Origin of the sequence: Pauljensenia sp. UMB3104, assembly GCF_030217285.1 — a bacterium.
Classification (GTDB): Bacteria; Actinomycetota; Actinomycetes; order Actinomycetales; family Actinomycetaceae; genus Pauljensenia.
On sequence record NZ_JASONN010000134.1, the window covers coordinates 1 to 333 of the forward strand.

The 333-nt window shown below is 70.0% G+C and carries 1 protein-coding gene; it reads left to right on the forward strand.

Annotated features, from left to right (window positions below; all coding sequences use genetic code 11):
• Window positions 1–333, forward strand: a 333-nt coding sequence (locus QP415_RS11065) for an Ig-like domain-containing protein (protein WP_285100096.1), incomplete at both ends; no start/stop codon positions are given.

Consider the following 333-nt stretch of genomic DNA (forward strand, 5'->3'; position numbering starts at 1 on the left):
GAGGCCGGAAACCTGCCTCCTTCGGCGAATGGCGACCTCTTCCAGGCACACCCCGGCGAGACCGTCACCCTTGATCCCCTCAAGAATGACACCGACCCCAACGGCGATCCGCTGAGCCTCGCCGCCGTCTCGGGTGCCCCGGCGGGCGCGACGATCTCGCCGGACCTGGACCGTGGCACGATTGACTTCCGCGCGACCGCGGCGGGTTCCTACTCCTTCGCCTACACCGTCTCCGACGGCATCGCGACGACGCTGGGCATCATCCGCGTCGAGGTCGTGGCCGCGTCCACGCTGCCCCCGGTCGCCGAGAACGACACGGCCGTGCTGCCTCAG